At 49.5% G+C, this 434-nt stretch carries 1 protein-coding gene; it reads left to right on the forward strand.

The window, feature by feature from the left end; all coding sequences use genetic code 11:
- A partial coding sequence (locus ACNFCJ_RS24145; protein WP_416773904.1) for an HNH endonuclease signature motif containing protein occupies nt 1-387 on the forward strand: 387 nt, incomplete at its 5' end.
- Nucleotides 388-434: the final 47 nt, after the last annotated feature.

Below are 434 nucleotides of genomic sequence, written 5' to 3' on the forward strand. Positions count from 1 at the left end.
TCTCCTGCTGGCGGAATTCACGTCGAAGGGTATCTGCGGATCAAGGTCAACTACCACGGATACCTTGCTCACCGCCTTATTTTCTTCATGCAAACAGGACGGTGGCCAGTGGGTGAAATTGACCACCTTGATGGAAACAGGCTCAACAATTCATGGAGCAATCTCAGGAAGTGCTCAAGAGAAGAAAACATGAAAAACAAGAAGAAACGCAAGGGATCAAAGGGGATCACTGGCGTTTCATGGCATGAGCGCTCATCCCGCTGGAAGGTTCATATCGGGAATAACGGTAAGAGAATCAGCTTATACGAAAGCTGTTTGCTCGACGCCGTTTCAACAAGATACCGGCTTGAAAGAGAGCTAGGGTTTACAGAGAGGCATGGCAAATGAGCACCGAAGTGAAGCGGTACGCGTTCCGCCTGTCGCAGCTATCCGAA

It is taken from the genome of Pseudomonas sp. NY15364 (genome assembly GCF_048068235.1).
In the GTDB taxonomy this organism is placed as follows: domain Bacteria; phylum Pseudomonadota; class Gammaproteobacteria; order Pseudomonadales; family Pseudomonadaceae; genus Aquipseudomonas; species Aquipseudomonas mendocina_D.